This window comes from Curtobacterium sp. RIT-PI-V, from assembly GCF_025642935.1.
Taxonomy (GTDB): domain Bacteria; phylum Actinomycetota; class Actinomycetes; order Actinomycetales; family Microbacteriaceae; genus Curtobacterium.
Map to the genome: position 1 here is coordinate 147586 of NZ_JANZKM010000003.1, position 22795 is coordinate 170380.

The window sequence follows — 22795 nt, forward strand, 5'->3', positions numbered from 1 at the left end:
AATGCGCGGTGCGGGCCGATCTGCGTCGTGCGAGGTGTCAGACCACGCGGAGTCGAGCCAGTACACCGTCGACGACGAGGTCGCGCACGGTGACCGTGGGGTCGGCGATCTGGAAGCGGAGCGCGCCGCCCGGCTGCTCGAACCACGGCTGCACGAAGCGGACGTTCACCATGAACGGGCGCTCGACCAGGTAGCGGTGGGTCTCCGGGACACCGGCGACGTGCGGCGGCAGCGACCGGCTCGGCAGCGGGGTGTCGAGCGGGTGCAGCAGGTAGCCGTCCGGACCACCGATGCGGTCGACGGGGACGCCCGCGGGGATCTGGATGGTCAGCCCCTGTTCGCCGGCCTGTGACACCTGCTGCGCCAGCTGCGGGTACGTCGACGCCGCACGGTCACGGAGGCCGTCGAGCTCGTGCCGGGCGATGTCGCGCGGAGCCGGGAACGGTCGGTTCAGGAACCGACGGAGCATCTCGACCGCGTCATCCTCGCCGCGCGCGGTGGCGAGGCGACGGGCCGTGCCGTAGTCGACGACCTCGAGCGCGAACTCGTCGGACGCCTCGGCCGGGACCACGCGGAGCGCGCCCTCGACCGGCGGCTCGTGCAGGGTCTCACCGGGGAGCTGCACGTAGCGGATCGTGTAGCCGAGCTGGTCGAGGATGGGGCGGGTGGCCGCGAACGTCATGGAGCGGAGCCTATCGGTGGAGTCGATGTCGAGTCTTGGACGACCCCGAGTGTCAGGCGCGGCCCCGCATGACGGCCTGCTTGACCTCGGAGATCGCCTTCGTCACCTGGATGCCACGGGGGCAGGCGTCGGTGCAGTTGAAGGTGGTGCGGCAGCGCCAGACCCCTTCCTTGTCGTTGAGGATGTCGAGGCGGACCTCGGCGGCATCGTCACGCGAGTCGAAGATGAAGCGGTGCGCGTTCACGATCGCGGCCGGGCCGAAGTACTGCCCGTCGGTCCAGAACACCGGGCACGACGAGGTGCACGCGGCGCAGAGGATGCACTTCGTGGTGTCGTCGAAGCGTGCGCGGTCGGCCACGGACTGGATGCGCTCCTTGCCCGGGGTGGGTGCCGTCTTCGGCTGCAGGAACGGCTGGACCTCGCGGAAGGACTTGAAGAAGGGTTCCATGTCGACGACGAGGTCCTTCTCGAGCGGCAGGCCCTTGATCGCCTCGACGTAGATCGGCTTCGAGACGTCGAGGTCCTTGATCAGGGTCTTGCACGCCAGGCGGTTCCGGCCGTTGATGCGCATCGCGTCCGAGCCGCAGACACCGTGTGCGCAGGAGCGTCGGAACGTCAGGGAGCCGTCCTGGTCCCACTTGATCTTGTGCAGGGCGTCGAGGATGCGGTCGGTCGGCAGCATCATGACGTCGAAGTCCTGCCAGCGCGGCTCGTCGTCGAGGTCCGGGTCGAAGCGCCGGATGATGAGCGTGACGGAGAAGGACCCGGGAGGCGCGTCGGTGGTGTCGGTGCGGGGTGCGTCGGAGACCAGGGTGTCGGTCATCTCAGTACTTCCTCTCCATCGGCTGGTACCGGGTCACGACGACCGGCTTCCAGTCCAGCGTGATGTGGTCGTCGGCGAGTGACGAGTGCGGGTCGCCCGTCAGGTACGCCATCGTGTGCTGCATGTAGTTCTCGTCGTCGCGCTTCGGGTAGTCGTCGCGCATGTGGCCGCCGCGGCTCTCCTTGCGGTTGCGGGCCGAGTAGACGACCACCTCGGCCAGGTCGAGCAGGAACCCGAGCTCCACGGCCTCGAGCAGGTCGGTGTTGAACCGCTTGCCCTTGTCCTGCACCGAGACCTGCATGAAGCGGTTCCGGAGCGTGTGGATGGTCTCGGTGACGCGGGCGAGGGACTCGTCGGTGCGGAACACCTGGGCGTTCTTGTCCATCTCGTCCTGCAGCTCCTTGCGCAGGACGGCGATGCGCTCGGTGCCGGTCGAGGCGCGCAGCTGGTCGAGCATGGCCCGGACGCCGGCGGCAGGGTCTTCGGGCAGCGGGAGGAACTCGGCGGTCTTGACCCACTCGGCAGCGTTGTTGCCCGAGCGCTTGCCGAAGACGTTGATGTCGAGGAGCGAGTTCGTGCCGAGACGGTTCGAGCCGTGCACCGAGACGCACGCGCACTCGCCGGCGGCGTAGAGGCCGGGCACGACGGTGGTGTTGTCGTAGAGCACCTCTGCGTCGGTGTTCGTCGGGATGCCACCCATCGCGTAGTGCGCGGTCGGCATCACCGGCACCGGCTCGACGACGGGGTCGACGCCGAGGTAGGTGCGGGCGAACTCCGTGATGTCCGGGAGCTTGGTCTCGAGGACCTCGGCACCGAGGTGCGTGCAGTCGAGCAGGACGTAGTCCTTGTTCGGGCCGGCGCCGCGGCCCTCTGCCACCTCTTGCACCATGCACCGGGCGACGATGTCGCGCGGGGCGAGGTCCTTGATGGTGGGGGCGTAGCGCTCCATGAAGCGCTCACCCGACGCGTTGCGCAGGATCGCACCCTCGCCGCGAGCACCCTCGGTCAGCAGGATGCCGAGGCCGGCGAGCCCGGTCGGGTGGAACTGGAAGAACTCCATGTCCTCGAGCGGCAGGCCCGTGCGCCACACGATGCCGACGCCGTCGCCGGTCAGGGTGTGCGCGTTCGACGTGGTCTTGTACATCTTGCCGAAGCCGCCGGTCGCGAAGATCATCGCCTTGGCGTGGAAGACGTGCAGCTCACCCGTGGCCAGCTCGAACGCGACGACGCCGGCCGGCTGCTTGCGCGTGACGCCGTCCTCGCCCATGACGTCGACCATGATGAGGTCGAGCGCGTAGAACTCGTTGTAGAACTCGACGCCGAGCTTGACGCAGTTCTGGAACAGCGTCTGCAGGATCATGTGGCCGGTGCGGTCGGCCGCGTAGCAGGCTCGGCGGACCGGCGACTTGCCGTGATCGCGGGTGTGGCCGCCGAAGCGACGCTGGTCGATCTTGCCCTCGGGCGTGCGGTTGAACGGCAGGCCCATGTTCTCGAGGTCGATGACGGCGTCGATGGCCTCCTTCGCCAGGATCTCGGCGGCGTCCTGGTCGACCAGGTAGTCGCCGCCCTTGATCGTGTCGAAGGTGTGCCACTCCCACGAGTCCTCTTCGACGTTCGCGAGGGCCGCGGCCATCCCGCCCTGCGCCGCACCGGTGTGCGAGCGGGTCGGGTAGAGCTTCGAGATGACGGCCGTCTTCGCCTTCGGGCCGGCCTCGATCGCGGCACGCATGCCCGCGCCTCCTGCGCCGATGATGACGATGTCGAACTGGTGGTGGTGCACGGTGGTCTCGGTCACAGGGGTCTTTCCGTAGACGGTGGGAAGGCGGTCGGCAGCGGGGATGGTGCTACTGCGCCGGGCAGAAAGAGGGCAGGTCCGCGGCGGCTGCGCCGGCGGGGCACGGGTCGAACGTCCAGCAGACGAGCAGGCCGAGGACGATCAGCACGACGCACGCGATGAGGATCGCGGCGAGGAGCGTCTTCCGGATGCCCGGCTTCGACACGTAGTCGTTGACGATCGTGCGCATGCCGTTCGAGCCGTGGATCAGCGCGAGGACGAGCATGAGGGAGTCCCACACCTGCCAGAACGGGTTGGCCCACTTGCCGGCGACGAAGGCGAAGTCGATCTGCTTGACGCCCTCGCCCGCCACCATGTTGACGAAGAGGTGGCCGAAGATCAGCACGACGAGCAGGACGCCCGAGCCGCGCATGTAGATCCAGCCCCACTTCTCCCAGTTGGTGGAGCGGCGGGCGGCCGAGGCGGAACGGGGAGGTTCGACGATCTGCGTGGTCATCAGGTGCCCCTCTAGTTGAAGTCCGCGAAGAGGTTCATGAGCTGGCGGGGCAGGAAGCCCGCGATCGCGATCGCCCACAGGACGATGACGACCCAGAACATGGCCCGCTGGTACTTCGGTCCCTTGGACCAGAAGTCGACGAGGATGATCCGGAGCCCGTTGAACGCGTGGAACACGATGGCCATCACCAGGGCGATCTCGCCGAGGTTCATGATCGGGGTCTTGTACGTGCCGATGACCGCGTTGTACGCCTCGGGTGAGAGGCGCACCAGTGCCGTGTCGAGGATGTGCACGAGCAGGAAGAAGTAGATCGCGACACCGGTGATCCGGTGCAGGACCCACGACCACATGCCGGTCGATCCGCGGTACAGCGTGCCCTCGAGTTTCCGAGAGGCGCGGGGCGCCTCGATCGTGACTTCGGGGACGGCGGTCGCCGTACCGCCGCCGGTGGGCTCAGCCATGAGCTCGTCCTTCCATAGGACGGGCTCGCCCGATCGGCGAGCCCTTGCCGTTCGTGTTCGTGTGGAACACGACCCATCCTATGCGCGGGCGCTGACCTTCTCGTCCCGACCGGCCCGCAGGCCCCGACTCACGGGCGGCGCGCCGATGTTCCTGGCCGTGTCGTGGTGCTCGAGGAGCTGGTCGCCGACGGCTTCCCACGTGGTGCCCTCGACCCGGAGACGGCCCGCCGATCCCATCCGTTCCGCGAGTGCACGGTCGTGGTGGAGCCGCAGGACCGCCTGTCGCAGGGCCTGCGGTGCGTCGGTGTCGTAGAGCTCGCCGTCGAGTCCGGGAGCGACGAGGTCGAGCGGACCACCCGACGCCGGTGCGATCACCGGGAGCCCCGAGGCGTGCGCTTCCTGGAGGGTCTGCCCGAAGGTCTCGGCCGGACCGGTGTGCACGAAGAGGTCGAGCGAGGCGTACGCGTCGGCGAGGGCGTCGCCGCGGAGCGGTCCGGTGAAGGTGACGTCGAGGTGCCGCAGTCGTCGCTCGAGCAGCGCCCGGGACGGCCCGCCGCCGGCGACGACGACGCGGATGCCGGGGATCCCGCCGAGCTCGGCGAGCCGTTCGACCTCCTTCTCCGGGGCCAGCCGCCCGACGTAGCCGACGATCGTCTCGCCGTGCGGTGCGATCCGGCGTCGGAGCGCCCGGACGTGGGCGGACTCCCGCCGGGCCGGGTGGAAGAGCTGGGTGTCGACCCCGCGTCCCCAGCGTGCGACGCGGGGGACCCCGTCCTCGGCGAGCATCGCGGCCGTGGCGCTCGACGGCGCGAGCGTCAGCGAGGCGCCGGCGTGGATGCGGCCGAGGATCCTGCGGACCAACGGGACGGTCGCCGTCAAGCCGTTGCGGCGGGCGAAACCGGCCACGTCGGTCTGGAAGACGGCGGCGGAGGGGATGCCGAGCCTCCCGGCTGCCGTGATCGCGCGCCCACCCAACAGGAACGGACTCGCGGCGTGGAGCACGTCGGCGCCGGAGGCGGCGAGGATCGTGTCGAGGACGGGGTGGGGGAGCGCGACCGGGAACTGCCGGTACGCGACGGCGGGGATCCGGTGCACGTCGAAGGAGCGGTAGCGCTCGACACTGCTGCGCGACCGGAACTGCGCGAGCCCCGGGGTGTCCGGTGCGATCACGACCGCGCGGTGACCACGTCGTTCCAGGTGGTCGAGGACCGCCAGGACGCTGGTGGTCACGCCGTTGAGGGTGGGCAGGAAGCTCTCGGTCACGACGGCGACGGTCCGGGGGGACGTGCCGCGCTCCACGCTGCGTGCGCTCATGGTGTTGCCCATGCTCCGGGCGCCACGTGACCCCGCGGGGCTGACGACGTGAACGGGGCGGAGGCGACGGGTGAACAACGACGTGCGGGAGCCCGCATGCGGGAAATCGTGCGGAGACCACCCAGGATCCGCGCGGCAGGACCGGTACGGTGAGCGCGTGGCTGACGCTCTCGAAGACTTCTACGCGATCATCCCCGCAGGGGGCATCGGATCGCGCCTGTGGCCGCTGTCGCGCGCGGACGCACCCAAGTTCCTGCACGACCTGACGGGCTCCGGTGCCTCGCTGCTCCGGCAGACCTGGGACCGGCTCGCCCCGCTCGCGGGCGAGCAGCGGATCATGGTCGTGACCGGACGGGCGCACCGCGTCGCCGTCGAGTCGCAACTGCCGGGGGTCGAGGACCACAACGTGGTGCTCGAGAGCGAGCCGAAGGACTCCACGGCGGCCATCGGCCTCGCCGCAGCGATCCTCGTGCGCCGCGAACCCGACGTCGTCATCGGCTCCTTCGCCGCCGACCACGTCATCGGCGACGCCCGCGGCTTCCGCCGTTCCGTGCGCGAGGCTGTCGCCGTCGCCCGTGCCGGGTACGTCACCACCATCGGCATCACGCCGACCGAGCCCGCTATCGGCTTCGGGTACATCCACGCGCACGGCGACACCCTGGACATCGAGGGCGCACCGACCGCGCACGCCGTCCGGTCGTTCGTCGAGAAGCCCGATCTGGACACCGCACGCTCGTACGTCGAACAGGGCACGTACCTGTGGAACGCGGGCATGTTCATCGCCCGCGCCGACGTCCTGCTCGAGGAGATCGGCCGGAACAACCCGACGCTGCTCGCCGGCATCAACGAACTCGCGGACGCCTGGGACACCTCGGCCCGCGGCGCGGTCGTCGACGCGGTGTGGCCCACGCTCGAGAAGATCGCGATCGACTACACCGTCGCCGAGCCCGCTGCTGCTGCCGGACGCATGGCCGTCGTCCCCGGCGACTTCGACTGGGACGACGTCGGCGACTTCGCCTCGCTCGCCAAGCTGCAGTCCGGCGGTCGCCCGAACAACCTCGCCGTGCTCGGTGACGGCGCCCGGATCCTGGCCGACTCGTCGAGCGGCATCGTGATCTCGCACAGCCAGCGGCTCATCTCGCTCATCGGGGTCGAGGACATCGTCGTCGTGGACACCCCCGACGCGCTCCTCGTGACCACCAGCGCGAACGCGCAGCGGGTCAAGGGTGTCGTGGATGCGCTCAAGATCAGCGGCCGCGGCGACGTCCTGTAGCGCTCCACCGACAAACCCCTCGAACTGGGGGTCCGAACGTGACCCCGCGTTACGGGCGCGTTTCGGCGCGGTCGCGATCCCGTAACTGATCCTTCCGGTGCTCAGAACGGGTCCTGTACCGGCCGGGCGGTCGTGTACTGTCGCCACGATCGCCCGGAACGCACGTGGTCCGGGCACGCTCCCCGGAGGAACCCACCCGTGACATCTCGTACCCGACGCGTCGTCCTCAGCGGCTTCGCGCTCCTCGGCACCGCCGCCGTCCTCGCAGGCTGCGCCTCGGCGCCGTCCGACACGACGACCGCCAAGAAGACCGACTTCCGCCCCTGCATGGTCTCCGACGCCGGTGGCTTCGACGACAAGTCGTTCAACCAGCTCGGCTACGAGGGCATGAAGGACGCCGCCAAGGACCTCGGTGCCACCTACAAGGAAGCCGAGTCGAAGGACGCCACCGTCTACGACTCGAACATCCAGCAGCTCATCGGCCAGAACTGCAACCTCGTCGTGACCGTCGGCTTCAACCTCGCCGACGCCACGAAGAAGCAGGCCGCGGCGAACCCCGACACCGAATTCGCGATCATCGACGACAGCTCGATCGACGCGAAGAACGTCAAGCCGATCACGTTCGACACCTCGCAGGCCGCGTTCCTCGCCGGCTACGCAGCGGCGTCCTACTCGAAGACCGGCGTCGTCGGCACCTTCGGTGGCATGCAGATCCCGACCGTCACCATCTTCATGGACGGCTTCGCGGACGGCGTGAAGTACTACAACGAGCAGAAGGACAAGGACGTCAAGGTCGTCGGCTGGAACGTCGACACCGGCAAGGGCTCCTTCACCGGTGGCTTCGAGGCCGGCACGCAGGCCAAGTCGGTCGCGCAGACGCTCCTCGACCAGGACGCCGACGTGATCCTGCCCGTCGGTGGCCCGATCTACCAGTCGGCGGCCGAGGCGATCAAGGACGCCGACAACGGCTCCGTCCTCATCGGTGCGGACAGCGACCTCTACGAGGCCGACCCGCGCTACAAGGACATCGCGTTCACCTCGGTCGAGAAGGGCATGCGGCCGGCCGTGAAGGACGTCGTCGAGCAGGCGGCCGACAAGAAGTTCTCGAAGACCCCGTACGTGGGCACGCTCGAGAACGAGGGCGTCGGCATCGCGCCGTTCCACGACTACGAGTCCAAGGTCGACAAGGGCCTGCAGGGCGAACTGGACGACATCAAGGCCGGCATCATCGACGGCTCGATCAAGGTCAAGACCCAGTCCTGACCCGACGAACGCGGGCGAGGGGCTTCCCTCGCCCGCGTTCTCGTGCGCCCGAGCGGTGCACGCGAGACCGTGCGCCCGCGTGGCGCACGCGAGACCGTGCGCCCGCGTGGCGCACTCGAGACCGTGCGCCCGCGTGGCGCGCGCGAGACAGAAATAGACTCCCGAACATGAAGCTCGAACTCCGCGGCATCACCAAGCGGTTCGGCGCCCTGGTCGCCAACGACCACATCTCGCTCACCGTCGAGCCGGGTGAGGTCCACTGCCTCCTGGGTGAGAACGGCGCCGGCAAGTCCACCCTGATGAACGTCCTCTACGGCCTGTACGACGCCGACGAGGGCGAGATCCTGCTCGACGACGTGGTCCAGGACTTCGACGGCCCCGGTGACGCCATGCGCGCCGGCATCGGCATGGTGCACCAGCACTTCATGCTCGTGCCCGTCTTCACCGTGGCCGAGAACGTCATGCTCGGGCAGGAGCAGACCACCTTCGGCGGCCGGCTCGACCTGGCCGGTGCCCGCAAGCGGGTCAAGGAGATCTCCGACCGCTTCGGGTTCGACGTCGACCCCGACGCCAAGATCGAGGACCTGCCCGTCGGCGTCCAGCAGCGCGTCGAGATCATCAAGGCGCTCTCCCGCGACGCCTCCGTGCTGGTGTTCGACGAGCCGACGGCCGTCCTCACCCCGCAGGAGACCGACGAGCTGATGGGCATCATGCGCCAGCTCCGTGAAGCCGGCACCGCGATCGTCTTCATCACCCACAAGCTCCGCGAGGTCCGCGAGGTCGCCGACCGCATCACGGTGATCCGGCTCGGCAAGGTCGTCGGCGAGGCATCGCCCACCGCGACGAACAACGAGCTCGCGGCCCTGATGGTCGGTCGCGCCGTGTCGCTCGTCGTCGAGAAGGCGCCGTCGACCGGTGGCGAGGACGCCCTGGTCGTCGAGGGCCTCACCGTCACCGACCCGTCCGGGATCGTGCTCGTCGACGACGTGTCGTTCTCGGTCCGTCGCGGCGAGGTCCTGGCGATCGCCGGCGTGCAGGGCAACGGCCAGACCGAGCTCACCGAGGCGATCCTCGGGCTCGAGCCCGTGCACGCCGGCCGCATCACGCTCGACGGCAAGGAGCTGACCGGCCGCAGCGTCAAGCAGGTGCTCGACGCCGGCGTCGGCTTCGTCCCCGAGGACCGCAAGGAGGACGGCCTGGTCGGCGAGTTCACCATCGCGGAGAACCTCATGCTCGACCGGTCCGACCACGACGCCTTCGTCCGCGCCGGCACCATCCGGTCCGCCGAGCGCGACGCCTTCGCCGACGAGAAGATCGCCGAGTTCGACATCCGCACGCCGGGTCGTGCGACCGCTGCCGGTCGGCTGTCCGGCGGCAACCAGCAGAAGATCGTCCTCGCCCGCGAGCTCAGCCGCGAGCTCCGGCTGTTCGTCGCCGCGCAGCCCACACGCGGCATCGACGTCGGCTCGATCGAGTTCGTGCACAAGCGCATCGTCGCCACCCGCGACACCGGAGTGCCCGTCATCGTCGTCTCCACCGAGCTCGACGAGGTCGTGGCACTGGCCGACCGCATCGCCGTCATGTACCGCGGCGGCATCGTCGGGATCGTGCCGGCGAGCACCCCGCGAGACGTCCTCGGCCTCATGATGGCCGGCGAGATCCCAGAAGGAACGGAGTTGGCAGCGTGAGCACCCCCACGCCAGACCACACGCAGCAGCCAGGGGCCGACGCCCCGCTCACCGACGACCGTCTGCAGGAGGCGCCGGAGACCCCGCACCTGATGACGGACTCCGCCGAGGACACCGAGCGACGGAACGGAGCCCCCGGCACCGACCGCTGGCACGCCGCGCTGCAGAGCATCCTGAACGGCTCCGTGCTCGTGACGGTCCTCGCGGTCGTGCTCGCCCTCGTCGCGTGCGGCATCCTCATCGCCCTGACCGACGAGAACGTCCGCGCCACGGCAGGCTACTTCTTCGCCCGTCCCGCCGACATGCTCCAGGCCATCGGCACCGCGGTCGGCGGCGCCTACGCCTCGCTGTTCCAGGGCTCGGTGGTCAACTTCGGCGCCGCGAGCTTCCAGCAGGCGATCGCCCCGCTCACCCGGTCGATCGACTACGCGGTGCCGCTCGTCGTCGCCGGTCTCGGGATCGCGCTGTCCTTCCGCGCCGGGCTGTTCAACATCGGTGGCCAGGGCCAGATCCTGATGGGGGCCGCGGCCGCCGGCTGGGTCGGGTTCTCGTTCGACGGCCCTGCCGCGATCCACATCCCGCTCACGATCGTCGCCGGCATCGTCGGCGGTGCGGTCTGGGGCGGGATCGTCGGTGTCCTCAAGGCGCGCACGGGTGCGAACGAGGTGGTCGTCACGATCATGCTCAACTACGTCGCGCTCTACCTGGTCAGCTACCTGCTCCGGACCCCGGGTCTGCTCCAGGCTCCGGGCAGCAGCAACCCGATCTCCCCGGCCACGAAGGACAGCGCGCTCCTGCCGCAGCTCTTCGGCGAGCGGTACGGCGTGGACCTCGGGTTCATCGTCGCGATCATCGCGGTCGTCGTCGTCTGGTGGCTCGTCAACAAGTCGTCGCTCGGCTTCCGGTTCCGCACCATCGGTGAGAACCCCCGTGCCGCCCGCGTCGCCGGCATGAGCGTGCCGTCGCTGACGATCTGGGTGATGGTCATCTCCGGTGCCCTCGTCGGCATCGCCGGCGCCTACCAGGTGCAGGGTGCGGTCACGACGGGCTTCACCTCGGGCATCGACGCCGGCATCGGCTTCGACGCGATCACCGTCGCGCTGCTCGGCCGCTCGAAGCCGTGGGGCGTGTTCTGGGCCGCGATCCTGTTCGGCGTGCTGAAGAACGGTGGCTACGCCATGCAGGCCGCCAACGGCATCCCGATCGACATCGTCGGTGTCATCCAGGCCCTCATCGTCCTGTTCATCGCGGCGCCGCCGCTCGTCCGCGCGATCTTCCGGATCCCGCAGCCGGGAGCCCGCCAGCGCACGAAGACGAGCAAGAACAGCAAGAAGGCGGTCGCCGCGTGAGCACCCTCAGCCCCACCGCGGCGCCCGCGTCGCCCCTGTCCGACCGTCCGGTCGAGACGACCCGCAGCTGGAAGCTCCCGATCGGGTACGCCGTGTTCACGCTGCTCGCGGTCGTGTTCTTCGTCCTGCTCAGCCGTGCCGGCACGACCACCTTCCGGCTCGCGAACGCCGGCGACCTCGTCGCGCTGCCGAACGTCCCGCTGTCGGCGGCACCGACCGGCTACGTCGTGGTCGTGCTCCTGGCGATCGCCACGGTCTACGCCGTCGTCGAGGTCCGCGCGTACCGCCGCGTCCCGCTCTGGGTCACGTCGGTCTTCGCGATCGTCTTCGTCATCGGGTTCCTGACGTGGGCAGCGGCCGGCGCCACCATCCCGCTGCCCGGCCTGCTGGTCGGAGCACTCGGGCTGAGCGTCCCCCTCGTGTTCGGTGCCCTCGGCGGCGTCATCTCCGAGCGCGTCGGGGTGGTGAACATCGCCATCGAGGGCCAGTTCCTCGCGGGGGCGTTCACCTCGGCGCTCATCGCGTCGCTCACCGGCTCCGCGTGGGTCGGCCTCGTCGGCGCCCTCATCGCGGGTGTGCTCGTCTCGTTCATCCTTGCTGCGTTCAGCATCAAGTACCTCGTCGACCAGGTCATCGTCGGTGTCGTCATCAACGCCCTGATCTCGGGGCTGACCGGCTTCCTGTACTCGCAGGTGCTGTCCCCGAACGAGACCACGCTGAACGTCGGCGTCCGGTTCCCGAAGTTCGAGATCCCGCTGCTCCACCAGATCCCGGTCATCGGTCCGGTGTTCTTCGAGCAGAGCGTCATCGTCTACCTGGCGTACGTGGCCGTCGCGGTCGTCACCTTCGGCCTGTTCAAGACCCGCTGGGGCCTGCGCCTCCGCGCGGTCGGCGAGCACCCGCAGGCGGCCGACACGGTGGGCATCAACGTCACGAGCACCCGGTTCTGGAACGTGTCGCTCGCCGGCGCGATCGCCGGCCTCGGCGGCGCGTACTTCACGCTCGACGCGGTCGGACCGTTCACGAAGGACATGACCGCGGGCGCCGGCTACATCGCCCTGGCCGCTGTCATCTTCGGTCGCTGGGACCCGATCAAGGCCACGCTGGCGGCGCTGCTGTTCGGCTTCGCGTCGAACCTGCAGAACACGCTCGGGGCGATCGACTCGCCCGTGCCGAGCGAGTTCCTGCTGATGCTGCCGTACGTGGTGACGATCTTCGCGGTGGCCGGCCTGGTCGGGCAGTCGCGTGGTCCCGCCGCGTCCGGCAAGCCCTACATCAAGAGCTGACGGCCAGGAGGCACGGCACATGACCGACACGCACGCTGCGGACGACGGCACGGCCGCGTCCACCGACGCGATCGCCTGGACGGACCCGGCCACGGCCCTGCGCGCGGGAGGCGGCGCCACCGCCGCCGACGGGGCGGACGCAGCCACGGGCCTCCCGGTCGACGACGTGGACTGGGGCGCCCTCCGCGACGCCGCCACGGCCGCGATGCGGTGCGCCTACGCGCCGTACTCGTCGTTCCCGGTGGGCGCCGCGGCGCTCACCGACGACGGCCGGATCGTCTCCGGCTGCAACGTCGAGAACGCGAGCTACGGGGTGACGCTCTGCGCGGAGTGCTCGCTCGTGTCGCAGCTGCACATGACCGGCGGCGGCAAGCTCGTCGCGTTCACCTGCGTCGACGGCGACGGGGCGACCCTCATGCCGTGCGGCCGCTGCCGCCAGCTGCTGTTCGAGCACTCGACCGAGGGCATGCTCCTCGAGACGGTCTCCGGCATCCGCACCATCGACGAGGTCCTGCCCGACGCGTTCGGGCCACGCACCCTCGCCACCTACCAGCAGGAGCACTGATCCCCATGGCCGTCGAGCCGTTCGACACCGTCGACCTCATCCGCACGAAGCGATCCGGCAGCGCCCTGAGCACCGCCGAGGTCGACTGGCTCGTCGACGCGTACACGCGCGGCTACGTCGAGGACCCGCAGATGGCCGCGATGGCGATGGCGATCTTCCTGAACGGGATGGAGCGGCGCGAGGTCAAGGACCTCACGCTCGCGATGATCGCGTCGGGGGAGCGGATGTCGTTCGGGTCGCTCGGCAAGACGACCGTCGACAAGCACTCCACCGGAGGGGTCGGCGACAAGATCACGCTGCCGCTCGCACCGCTGGTGGCGTCGTTCGGCGTCGCGGTGCCGCAGCTGTCCGGCCGTGGCCTCGGTCACACCGGCGGGACGCTCGACAAGCTCGAGTCGATCCCCGGGTGGCAGGCGGCGCTGTCGAACGACCGGATGATGGAGATCCTGTCCGACGTCGGTGCGGTCATCTGCGCCGCCGGCTCCGGCCTCGCACCCGCCGACAAGAAGCTGTACGCCCTGCGCGACATCACCGGCACCGTCGAGTGCATCCCGCTCATCGCGTCGAGCATCATGTCGAAGAAGATCGCCGAGGGCACCGGTGCGCTCGTGCTCGACGTGAAGTTCGGTTCCGGTGCGTTCATGCCGACCTACGAGGCGTCGCGCGAGCTCGCGCAGACGATGGTCGACCTCGGGAACGACGCCGGGGTGAAGACCTCGGCGCTGCTCACCGACATGGAGGTCCCGCTCGGCCTGACGATCGGCAACGCGCTCGAGGTGCGGGAATCGGTCGAGGTGCTGGAGGGCGGCGGGCCGGCCGACGTCGTGGAGCTGACCGTGGCACTGGCCTCGGAGATGCTGACGCTCGCCGGGATGCCGGACGCCGATCCCGCCGCGGCGCTGGCCGATGGTCGCGCGATGGACACCTGGCGGCGGATGATCTCCGCGCAGGGTGGGGATCCCTCCGCCGCGCTGCCGGTCGCCCGCGAGCGGCACGTCGTCACGGCGCCGTCGTCCGGTGTGCTGGCGCAGCAGGACGCCCTGCCGTTCGGCGTCTCGGCCTGGCGCCTCGGTGCCGGTCGTGCCCGCGCGCAGGACCCGGTGCAGGCCGGGGCGGGCATCGAGCTGCACGTCAAGCCCGGTGACACCGTGACCGAGGGGCAGCCGCTCTGGACGCTGCACACCGACGACGCCTCGCGGATCCCGCGGGCGCTCCAGTCGCTCGAGGGTGCGTGGTCGATCGGCTCGTCCGACGCTGCCGTGGCGGCCCGCGGGCCGATCGTGCGGGAGCGCATCGCGGGCTGAACGTGGGCCGTCGGGCCGGCCATCGGCCGGGCTGCAGCCGCCTGCCCGGCTGTGGAGAGCCTCCAGTGCGTTCCGGCGTCTGTTGTGCACAGGTGCCTGCGCGTCGGTGGTGACCACCGATAGCCTGGTCGCATGAGCGCCGACGCCCCGACCTACCGCCTGCCCGACGCCGGAGCGGTCATCAACGACCTGCCGAAGGTCTCGCTGCACGACCACCTCGACGGCGGCCTGCGACCCGCGACGATCGTCGAGCTGGCTGCTGCTTCGGGTGTGACGCTGCCGACCACCGACCCGTCCGAGCTCGGGCAGTGGTTCGCCGACCAGTCGAACTCGGGCTCGCTCGTCGAGTACCTGAAGACGTTCGACGTCACCACCTCGGTCATGCAGACGGCACCGCAGCTGACGCGCATCGCCCGTGAGTTCGTCGAGGACCTGGTCGCCGACGGCGTCGTGTACGGCGAGGTCCGGTGGGCGCCGGAACAGCACCTGCAGGGCGGGCTGACGCTCGACGAGACGGTCGAGGCCGTGCAGGCCGGCATCGAGGAAGCGGTCGACGCCGCCGGCGGCAGCATCCGGGTCGGCCAGCTCGTCACCGCGATGCGCCACGCCGACCGCTCGCTCGAGATCGCCGAGCTCGCCGTCCGGCACCGCGACAACGGGGTCGTCGGCTTCGACATCGCCGGTGCCGAAGCCGGGTTCCCCGCCTCGAACCACCGTGCCGCGTTCGACTACCTGGCGTCCGAGCTGTTCCCCGTCACCGTCCACGCGGGCGAAGCCGACGGGCTCGCCTCGATCCGGTCCGCGCTCGTCGACGGCCGCGCGCTGCGGCTCGGGCACGGCGTCCGGATCTTCGAGGACGTCACGCTCTCCGACGCCGGTGACGGCTCGACGCTCGCCTCCCTCGGCGAGGTCGCGTCGTGGGTCCGCGACCGGGAGATCCCGCTCGAGGTCTCGCCATCGTCGAACCTGCAGACCGGTGCGATCGCGGCCTGGGGCGACGACCTCGCCGACCACCCCTTCGACGTGCTCTACCAGCTGGGCTTCCGGGTGACGGTGAACACCGACAACCGCCTGATGAGCGGGACGTCGCTGTCGAAGGAGCTCGCACTGCTCGCCGGCACGTTCGGCTACGACCTCGACGACCTGGCGGCGTTCCAGATCAACGCGGCGCTCGGCTCGTTCCTGCCGCTCGAGGACCGCGAGGAGATCATCGCGACCATCACCTCCGGGTACTCGGAGGCCTGACGCATGGGACTGCCGCCGCTGCCGGACGCCGCCGTGCTCCTCGGGGCCACCGCGCCCACCTGGCGTGACGCGATGCGCCTGGCCGGCGGCGCGCTCGTCGCGTCCGGAGCCACGACCGACGAGTACACGGACGCCATGATCGGCATGGTCGAGGAACACGGGCCGTACATCGTGATCTCCCCGGGCCTGGCGTTCGCCCACGCCCGACCGGGTGGCGCGGTCCTCGGCGACGGGCTCGCCGTCGTGACCCTCGACGCGCCGGTCGCGTTCGGCCACCCGCACAACGACCCGGTCCGCGTGGTCCTGGGACTCGCGGTCGCCGGGGTCGGCACGCACCTCGAGTCCATCGGCGAGATCGCGAACCTGTTCAACGACCAGGCCGTCACGGGGCGGATCGCCGACGCGACGACGGCGGACGAGGTCCGCACGATCATGGGGGTGTCCGCGTGAAGATCGTGACCATCTGCGGTGCGGGCATCGGTTCGAGCGGGATCCTCAAGGTGAACGCCGAGAAGGCCTTGTCCGCCCTCGGCCTGCAGGCATCGGTCGTCGCGGCCGACGTCGCCTCGGTGCGCGACGTGTCCGACGACGCCAACGTGATCCTCACCAGCCAGGAGTTCGTCGAGGCGATCGGCGACACCTACGCCGAGGTCATCGTGATCCGGAACCACTTCGACCAGGGCGAGATCACGGCGGCGGTGGACCGGGCGCTCGGCGAGCACTGAGGCGGGTGCGGTGGCGGCCGCTGCGGCGGGTGCGGCGGCGGCCGCTGCGGCGGGTGCGGCGGCGGCCGCTGCGGCGGGTGTCTGCCCTTTAGAGTTGGGGTATGAGCACCGAGAACCCGCTGAACGACCCCGCTGCCGACCCGTTCGAGGTCGCGCGCGACGCCGCCGCCGTCATCGCCGCGAAGTCCGGCATCGAGCGGCACGACATCGCCCTGACCCTCGGCTCGGGCTGGGGCAAGGCCGCCGACATCATCGGGGAGACCGTGTCCGAGATCCCGGCGGACCAGGTGCCCGGGTTCAGTGCCTCGGCCGTGCCCGGACACTCCGGCACCATCCGGTCGATCCGCCTCGCCGACGGCCGCCACGCGCTCGTCATCGGCGCACGCACGCACTACTACGAGGGCCACGGTGTCCGTCGGGTCGTGCACAGCGTCCGCACCGCCGCGGCCACGGGGGCCACGGTGATGGTGCTGACGAACGGTGCCGGTGGCATCAAGGAGCACTGGACGCCCGGTACGCCCGTGCTCATCAGCGACCACATCAACCTGACCGCCGACAGCCCGCTCGAGGGCGCGACGTTCATCGACCTCACCGACCTGTACTCGGCCCGGCTGCGAGACGTGGCGCGCTCGGTCGACCCGTCCCTCGACGAAGGCGTCTACACGCAGTTCCGCGGCCCGCACTACGAGACCCCGGCTGAGGTCCAGATGGCCAAGGCCATCGGCGGACACATCGTCGGCATGTCCACCGCGCTCGAGGCCATCGCCGCGCGACAGGCCGGCATGGAGGTCCTCGGGTTCTCCCTCATCACGAACCTCGCCGCCGGCATCCAGAAGACGCCGCTGTCGCACACCGAGGTGCTCGAGGCCGGCAAGCAGGCCGAGCCCGTGATCGCGGACCTGCTCGCCCGCGTGGTGACCGCCCTCGGGCAGCCGGCGTCGTGAAGATCGATCTGGACCACGTGCTCGGCACGGCTCGGTCCTGGCTCGCGCAGGACCCGGACGCACAGACCCGCGACGAGCTGACCGCCGCGATCGACGCCGCGTCCGACGGCTCCGGTCCGGCCGTCCGGGCACTCGCCGCACGGTTCGGTGGCCGGCTGCAGTTCGGCACCGCCGGCCTCCGCGCCGAGCTCGGCTACGGGCCGCTCCGGATGAACCGGGTCGTCGTGTCGCAGGCCGCTGCCGGTCTCGCACGCTTCCTGATCGACACGGGCCGGTCGCGCAGCGTCGTCATCGGGTACGACGGCCGGGTGAACTCCGACGTCTTCGCGCGCGACTCCGCCGAGGTCATGCGCGGCCTCGGGCTCGAGGTCACGCTGCTGCCGGTCGCCCTGCCCACGCCGGTGCTCGCGTTCGCCGTGCGGCACCTCGACGTCGGCGCCGGGGTGATGGTCACCGCGAGCCACAACCCGCCCCGCGACAACGGGTACAAGGTGTACCTCGGCCAGGACGACGACGGGTCGCAGATCGTGCCGCCGGTCGACGGTCGCATCGCGGACGCCATCGACGCCATCGCGGCGGGGTCGATCACGGACCTTCCTCGGGGCACCGACTACACCGTCGCGTCGTCCGCGCTGCTCGACGCCTACGTGGCCGCGACGGCCGCCACCGTGGCGACGCCGACCCTGGCGCCGCAGGAGCAGCCCACGGTCGTGTACACGGCGATGCACGGTGTCGGGTGGGAGACCGCACGCGCGGTGTTCGCCGCAGCCGGGTTCGCGTCGCCCGCGGTCGTGCCGGAGCAGATCGAGCCGGACGGAGCGTTCCCGACCGTGTCGTTCCCGAACCCCGAGGAACCCGGCGCGATGGACCTGGCGATCGCCCGCGGGCTCGCGGTCGGCGCAGACCTCGTCATCGCGAACGACCCCGACGCCGACCGGCTGGCGCTCGCGATCCCGGCGGTCTCCGACTCCGGGGACCCGACCTACCGTCGCCTGTCCGGCAACGAGGTCGGGTGGCTGCTCGGGTGGCAGGCTGCCGTCCGAGCGTCGGAGACCGGCGCCACGGGTACCCTCGCGGCGTCGATCGTCTCGTCGCCGGCGCTGGCCCGTGTCGCCGCCCGCCACGGTCTGGAGTACCGCGACACCCTGACCGGCTTCAAGTGGGTCTCGCGGGTCCCCGGGCTGCTCTTCGGGTACGAAGAGGCACTCGGCTACCTGGTGGACCCGTCGGTCGTCCGCGACAAGGACGGCATCTCGGCGGCACTGTCGCTGCTGTCGTTGGCGTCGGACCTCGCCGCAGCCGGATCGTCGATCGCCGGGCAGCTCGACGCCTTCGCCGCCGAGTTCGGGGCGTTCGCGTCGGGGCAGGTCGCGACCCGCGTCGACGACCTGTCCCGTATCGGGCAGATCATGGCGTCGCTCCGGTCCGCTCCGCCGTCGTCGCTCGGCGGGCTGGACGTCCGCACCGTGACGGACTACGTCGAGGGGGTGGAGGGCTTCCCGCCGTCGGACATCCTGCGCTACGACCTGACCGGTGACGCGCGGGTGATCGTCCGACCGAGCGGCACCGAGCCCAAGGTCAAGGTCTACATCGACACCGTCGCCGAGACCCCCGCCGAGGCCCAGCGCCTCGTCGACACCCTGGCCGCCGCCGTGCGCCCCTTGGTCTCGTAGCGGCGCCGCTCGGCCCGTTCGCGCTCGGCTCGTTCGCGCCCGGCTCGTTCGCGCCCGGCTCGTTCGTGTTGCGCCCCGCTGCGTGCATCGCGCCCCGACTCTTCAGGGCGCGATGCACGCAACGGGGTGCGAAGCCCCGTGGCCTGTCCACAGATCGCGCGGACCCCGCTCGCGATGGACCGTGCGTCGCGATCATCGGACCATGGAACACGAACCCATCTCGACCATCGGCCTCGCGCAGGACCCCGGTCGTGCGTCGGCGATCCGTCGCGCAGCGGATGCCGGCGCCCTCGTCCGGGTGCACCGTGGCACGTACGTCGGGTCGGACGAGTGGGCGTCGATGACAGGACGTGAACGACATCGCATGCTCGTGCGGAGTGTGCTCGCCGGCGGGAGGGGCTCCGTCGTGGTGTCGCACCGGTCAGCGGTGGCCATGCTCGGACTGCCGTGGATCGGGGCGTTCGGCGAGCGTGTCACGGTGACCGACCCGTCCCGGGACCGGGGCCAGGTCAAGCGGAGCGTCCAGCGCATCGGCAGCGCCGGCCGGCGACCGTCTTCCGTCGAGGTCGACGGTGTGCCCGTCACGACGTTGACCGAGACCGCGGTCGACGTCGCCCTTCGCGAACACCCGTGGCGTGCCATCGTCGTGCTCGACGCGGTGCTGCGGCGCGGCGTCGAGCGGGCGACGATCCTCGAAGCGCTCGGGAGTCGCCGTGCTCGCGGGCATCGACGCGCGCGGGAACTGGTCGAGTGCGCGGATCCGCTCGCCGAGTCGCCGGGGGAGAGCATCACACGGTGGGGTGCGCACGTGCTCGGCGCTCCGGACCCGGTCCTGCAGCAGGAGTTCCGGCACGACGGCCTGCTCCGCGACCGGGTGGACCTGTGGTTCGCGGAAGCCGGGGTGATCGTCGAGTTCGACGGCCGGGTGAAGTACGACGACCCGCGGCGAGGGCACACCGCGGCAGACGCCCTGGTCGACGAGAAGCGTCGGGAAGACCGTCTCCGCCGTCGTCGGGGGGTCAACGGATTCGCACGGGTGATGTGGTCGGACGCGATGCCCGCGGGGCAGCTCCCGCGGATCCTGCACGATGCCGGGGTGCCGCTCGGTCCGAACTGGAGTACTGCCTGGCGTCATGCTGCGAACCGCGCCCTCTGAAGGTCATCGCGCCCCGAAGAGTCGGGGCGCGATGACCACAGCGGGGCGCAACCCGAGCTGACGGCCCGCGACGGACCGGGGAAGGAGAAACCCCGCCGCGCGGCCTACGCCAGCTCGAGCAGCACGTGACCGGACGAGACCGTCTGGCCGACCGGGGCGTTCAGCCCGGTGACGACGCCGTCCTTGTGGGCCTGCACGGGCTGCTCCATCTTCATGGCCTCGAGCACGACGAGCAGATCGCCCTTCACCACGGTGTCACCCTCGGCGACCGCGAGCTTCACGACGGTCGCCTGCATCGGCGAGGCGACGGACCCGCCGGACTTCGCGATGCCGCCCTTGACCGCCGACGAGCGGCGCTTCGGGGGAGCGGAGGGACCGGCCGGACGACGACCGGCGACACCGGCAGCGGCACCGCCACCGACGATCGACGGCATGGTGACCTCGATGCGCTTGCCCTGTACCTCGACGACGACGGAGTCGCGCGGAGCCGGTACCGGGAGCTCTTCGGGGGAGCCGCTCCACGCCGGAATCTCGTTGACGAAGTCGGTCTCGATCCACTGCGTGTACACGGAGAACGGCGAGGAGTCGTCCGTCGCGAACGCCGGGTCCGACACGACCGCACGGTGGAAGGGGAGCACGGTCGGCAGACCGGTGACCTCGAACTCGGCCAGTGCACGACGCGAGCGCTCCAGCGCCTCGGCACGGGTGGCGCCGGTGACGATGAGCTTCGCGAGCATCGAGTCGAACGAACCGGACACGACGTCGCCGCTCACGACGCCCGAGTCGACGCGGACACCGGGGCCGGACGGCGCGTTGAAGGCGTGCACGGGGCCGGGCGCGGGGAAGAAGTTGCGCCCCGGGTCCTCGCCGTTGATGCGGAACTCGAACGAGTGACCGCGCGCCACAGGGTCGGAGTAGTCGAGCACGCCGCCCTCGGCGATGCGGAACTGCTCGCGCACCAGGTCGATGCCGGTGACCTCTTCGGACACGCAGTGCTCGACCTGCAGACGGGTGTTGACCTCGAGGAACGACACGGTGCCGTCGGCCCCGATGAGGAACTCGCAGGTGCCGGCGCCGACGTAGCCGACCTCGCGCAGGATCGCCTTCGACGACTCGTACAGTCGCTCCTGCTGCGCGTCCGTCAGGTACGGCGCGGGCGCTTCCTCGACGAGCTTCTGGTGCCGGCGCTGCAGCGAGCAGTCACGCGTCGACACGACGACGACGTTGCCGTGCTGGTCGGCGAGGCACTGGGTCTCGACGTGGCGCGGCTTGTCGAGGTACTTCTCGACGAAGCACTCGCCCCGGCCGAACGCGGCGATGGCTTCACGCGTCGCCGACTCGAACTGCGAGGCGACCTCGTCGCGCGTCCGTGCGACCTTCAGACCACGGCCACCGCCGCCGAAGGCCGCCTTGATGGCGACCGGCAGGCCGACCTCGTCGGCGAACGCGATGACCTCGGAGGCGTCCTTGACGGGCTCGATGGTGCCGGGGGCGAGCGGCGCGCCGACCTTCTCGGCGACGTGTCGCGCGGAGACCTTGTCACCGAGGCGCTCGATCGAGTCGGGCGACGGGCCGATCCAGGTCAGTCCGGCGTCGATGACGGCACGGGCGAAGTCGGCGTTCTCAGCCAGGAACCCGTAGCCCGGGTGCACGGCGTCCGCGCCGGAGCGTCGGGCGACCGAGATGATCTTGTCGATGACGAGGTAGGTGTCGGCGCTCGTGGTGCCGTTCAGCGCGTAGGCCTCGTCGGCGAGGCGGGCGTGCAGGGCGTCACGGTCCTGGTCGGCGTAGACGGCGACCGATGCCTTGCCTGCGTCGCGGGCCGCGCGGATGATGCGGACGGCGATCTCGCCGCGGTTCGCGATGAGGACCTTGCTGATACGGGGCATGAGACATCAGCGTATTCGTGCACGGGGAGCGCGTTTTGACTGGCACCCACAAAGAACCGTGCCGAACAAGTGCGGATGTCTACAGTGACCAGAACTCGTGCCAGGGGACGCCGAAGCCGCGGAGCAGCATCGACCGCAGTACCGGCAACGAGAGTCCGACCACCGCCGAAGGAGCCCCGTCGATGCGCGAGATGTACGCCCCCGCCCGCCCGTCGATGGTGAACGCCCCCGCGACCTCGAGCGGCTCGCCAGTCGCCACGTACGCGTCGATCTCCTCGGCGGACAGGTCGTCGGCGAACGTCAGCACGGCGCTGTCCACGGCGACCATGCGGTCGCCACCGGCGGCCAGGGCCGACCCGCCTGGAGCGACGTCACCCAGCTCCGGCACGACGGCAGGAGACGTCACCAGGCTGCGGACGGGAGGCACGGGGCGGGCCGCATCCGGGCCTCCCGTCCGTCCCGTGGCCGGGTCCAGGTCGCGGCGCCGGTCGATGACGCAGTGCCCACTCCACAGCGTCCCGCCGCCGGCGGCGAGCATCTGCCGCCAGCGTTCCCGGGCCACCGACGGGTCGTGCGGCTTGCCGTACAGGCGCCCGTCGACCTCGAAGGCGGAGTCGCCTCCGAACACGAAGCCGTCGACCGGCGACCCGGCGACGTCGGCGTCCGCGACGGCCGACGCCTTCGCGACGGCGAGCAGCGACACGAGCTCCGGGCCGGTCAGGTCGCGGCCGAGCGCGGTGGCGGCCGCGGACGCCGCGGCGTCCTCGTCGACCCCCGGTGACACGAGCACGGGCTCGATCCCGGACTGGGCGAGGAGCGCTCGGCGGGCGGGGGATGTACTCGCGAGGTACAGACGCATGGGAC

General features: G+C 70.6%; 21 protein-coding genes. 13 read left to right on the forward strand and 8 right to left on the reverse strand.

The features are described 5' to 3' along the window. Nucleotides 1-37 precede the first annotated feature (37 nt). The 6 genes from OGL88_RS04105 to OGL88_RS04130 all read right to left on the reverse strand — a co-directional run bounded on the left by OGL88_RS04105 (nt 38) and on the right by OGL88_RS04130 (nt 5571). Nucleotides 38-682: a TNT domain-containing protein gene (locus OGL88_RS04105; protein ID WP_263089901.1), complete on the reverse strand. Its 645-nt coding sequence runs from the start codon at nt 680-682 to the stop codon at nt 38-40. A gap of 52 nt (nt 683-734) precedes the next feature. Further along, nucleotides 735-1505: a succinate dehydrogenase iron-sulfur subunit gene (locus OGL88_RS04110; RefSeq protein WP_263089903.1), complete on the reverse strand. Its 771-nt coding sequence runs from the start codon at nt 1503-1505 to the stop codon at nt 735-737. Between the two features lies 1 nt (nt 1506). After that, a complete protein-coding gene (gene sdhA, locus OGL88_RS04115) occupies nt 1507-3300 on the reverse strand; it encodes a succinate dehydrogenase flavoprotein subunit (RefSeq protein WP_263089905.1) in 1794 nt (597 codons plus the stop codon). A gap of 49 nt (nt 3301-3349) precedes the next feature. Then, complete coding sequence (gene sdhD / locus OGL88_RS04120) at nt 3350-3796, reverse strand: succinate dehydrogenase, hydrophobic membrane anchor protein (RefSeq protein WP_111086628.1); 447 nt, start codon at nt 3794-3796, stop codon at nt 3350-3352. Between the two features lie 11 nt (nt 3797-3807). After that, entirely contained in the window at nt 3808-4257 is a 450-nt protein-coding gene (gene sdhC / locus OGL88_RS04125) for a succinate dehydrogenase, cytochrome b556 subunit (RefSeq protein WP_123292180.1), read from the reverse strand. A 78-nt stretch (nt 4258-4335) separates the two neighbouring features. Then, nucleotides 4336-5571, reverse strand: coding sequence for a glycosyltransferase family 4 protein (locus OGL88_RS04130; protein WP_263089909.1), 1236 nt, complete (start codon nt 5569-5571; stop codon nt 4336-4338). A 157-nt stretch (nt 5572-5728) separates the two neighbouring features. Between OGL88_RS04130 and OGL88_RS04135 the strand changes: the two genes are divergently transcribed. The 13 genes from OGL88_RS04135 to OGL88_RS04195 all read left to right on the forward strand — a co-directional run bounded on the left by OGL88_RS04135 (nt 5729) and on the right by OGL88_RS04195 (nt 20042). Next, a complete protein-coding gene (locus tag OGL88_RS04135) occupies nt 5729-6844 on the forward strand; it encodes a mannose-1-phosphate guanylyltransferase (protein ID WP_263089911.1) in 1116 nt (371 codons plus the stop codon). Nucleotides 6845-7042: 198 nt separating this feature from the next. After that, nucleotides 7043-8107: a BMP family lipoprotein gene (locus OGL88_RS04140; RefSeq protein ID WP_205462722.1), complete on the forward strand. Its 1065-nt coding sequence runs from the start codon at nt 7043-7045 to the stop codon at nt 8105-8107. A 167-nt stretch (nt 8108-8274) separates the two neighbouring features. Further along, on the forward strand, nt 8275-9795 hold the full coding sequence (locus tag OGL88_RS04145; RefSeq protein WP_263089915.1) for an ABC transporter ATP-binding protein: 1521 nt from the start codon (nt 8275-8277) through the stop codon (nt 9793-9795). Continuing rightward, complete coding sequence (locus OGL88_RS04150; protein ID WP_205462720.1) at nt 9792-11144, forward strand: ABC transporter permease; 1353 nt, start codon at nt 9792-9794, stop codon at nt 11142-11144. Before OGL88_RS04145 ends, OGL88_RS04150 begins: the two co-directional genes overlap by 4 nt. Next, nucleotides 11141-12430, forward strand: coding sequence for an ABC transporter permease (locus tag OGL88_RS04155; RefSeq protein WP_205462719.1), 1290 nt, complete (start codon nt 11141-11143; stop codon nt 12428-12430). Before OGL88_RS04150 ends, OGL88_RS04155 begins: the two co-directional genes overlap by 4 nt. A gap of 166 nt (nt 12431-12596) precedes the next feature. Further along, a complete protein-coding gene (locus OGL88_RS04160; protein WP_263089958.1) occupies nt 12597-12995 on the forward strand; it encodes a cytidine deaminase in 399 nt (132 codons plus the stop codon). 5 nt (nt 12996-13000) lie between these two features. Further along, nucleotides 13001-14299 carry a thymidine phosphorylase gene (locus OGL88_RS04165; protein WP_263089919.1) on the forward strand — a complete coding sequence of 433 codons (1299 nt, stop codon included), beginning with the start codon at nt 13001-13003 and terminating at the stop codon, nt 14297-14299. Between the two features lie 132 nt (nt 14300-14431). Next, nucleotides 14432-15544: an adenosine deaminase gene (locus OGL88_RS04170; RefSeq protein WP_131922382.1), complete on the forward strand. Its 1113-nt coding sequence runs from the start codon at nt 14432-14434 to the stop codon at nt 15542-15544. A 3-nt stretch (nt 15545-15547) separates the two neighbouring features. Continuing rightward, nucleotides 15548-15994, forward strand: a complete 447-nt coding sequence (locus OGL88_RS04175; RefSeq protein WP_263089923.1) for a PTS sugar transporter subunit IIA — start codon at nt 15548-15550, stop codon at nt 15992-15994. Then, nucleotides 15991-16269: a PTS sugar transporter subunit IIB gene (locus tag OGL88_RS04180; RefSeq protein WP_123292189.1), complete on the forward strand. Its 279-nt coding sequence runs from the start codon at nt 15991-15993 to the stop codon at nt 16267-16269. The genes OGL88_RS04175 and OGL88_RS04180 overlap by 4 nt, the downstream gene beginning before the upstream one ends. Nucleotides 16270-16370: 101 nt before the next feature. Further along, a complete protein-coding gene (locus OGL88_RS04185) occupies nt 16371-17213 on the forward strand; it encodes a purine-nucleoside phosphorylase (RefSeq protein WP_111086614.1) in 843 nt (280 codons plus the stop codon). Next, nucleotides 17210-18886, forward strand: a complete 1677-nt coding sequence (locus tag OGL88_RS04190) for a phospho-sugar mutase (RefSeq protein ID WP_263089928.1) — start codon at nt 17210-17212, stop codon at nt 18884-18886. Before OGL88_RS04185 ends, OGL88_RS04190 begins: the two co-directional genes overlap by 4 nt. Before the next feature lie 202 nt (nt 18887-19088). Next, complete coding sequence (locus tag OGL88_RS04195; RefSeq protein WP_263089930.1) at nt 19089-20042, forward strand: hypothetical protein; 954 nt, start codon at nt 19089-19091, stop codon at nt 20040-20042. A 104-nt stretch (nt 20043-20146) separates the two neighbouring features. On the opposite strand, the gene OGL88_RS04200 is transcribed toward OGL88_RS04195, so the two are convergent. After that, nucleotides 20147-21931: an ATP-binding protein gene (locus tag OGL88_RS04200; RefSeq protein ID WP_263089932.1), complete on the reverse strand. Its 1785-nt coding sequence runs from the start codon at nt 21929-21931 to the stop codon at nt 20147-20149. A gap of 79 nt (nt 21932-22010) precedes the next feature. Further along, the gene (locus OGL88_RS04205) at nt 22011-22790 is read right to left on the reverse strand and encodes a Maf family protein (protein ID WP_263089934.1); all 780 of its coding nucleotides are present in this window, start codon (nt 22788-22790) and stop codon (nt 22011-22013) included. Nucleotides 22791-22795 lie beyond the last annotated feature (5 nt).